General features: G+C 44.7%; 1 protein-coding gene. It reads left to right on the forward strand.

The genetic code is table 11. The annotated features are described in order from the left end of the window. Window positions 1-559: UvrD-helicase domain-containing protein (locus R7Z50_RS29980; RefSeq protein WP_411979541.1), on the forward strand; the 559-nt coding region annotated here is incomplete at both ends.

The raw sequence follows: 559 nt of genomic DNA on the forward strand, positions 1-559 counted from the left end.
CGCGAAAGAAATGAAAGAGCGTTTGGTTGATAAAGGCGGTTTGGCGGCAGAAGGCGTAAGAGTCAATACCTTTCATCAACTCGGCTTGTACATTCTTAATCAAGTCGAGCAGCAGCCTGTCGAAATCAGCCCTCTTGCATTAGACGATAACCAACGCACGGCTTGGTGTGTCGACTGGTTGAAAAAGCACTGGATGACACCAACAAATTTCAAACGTTGGCAAAAGCATTTAGATAAATGGCCTATTGCTTATCCGAAAGGTGATGATGAGCTGGGTAGCCATTCGGAAAATCCGAAGCTGATTGCTTGGTTGGATTCTCAATTGTCGCATTTAGCTGCTGTTGGTTTAACGAAAAAGCAAGTGCAAGAGAAGTTGGTGGATCACCAAGACTATACGCGCCTCAATAGCGAATTAGCACTGTGTTGGCCGTGTTTTTCTGCATGGCAAAAAATGCTCAAAGAGAGCAATCAAGTCGATTTCCCAACCATGATAAGTCGAGCAACGGATTACGTGAATAAAGGGAAGTTCGTATCGCCTTGGCGTTTTGTTATGGTCGAT

The sequence above is a fragment of the Vibrio sp. 1249-1 genome, from assembly GCF_033340495.1.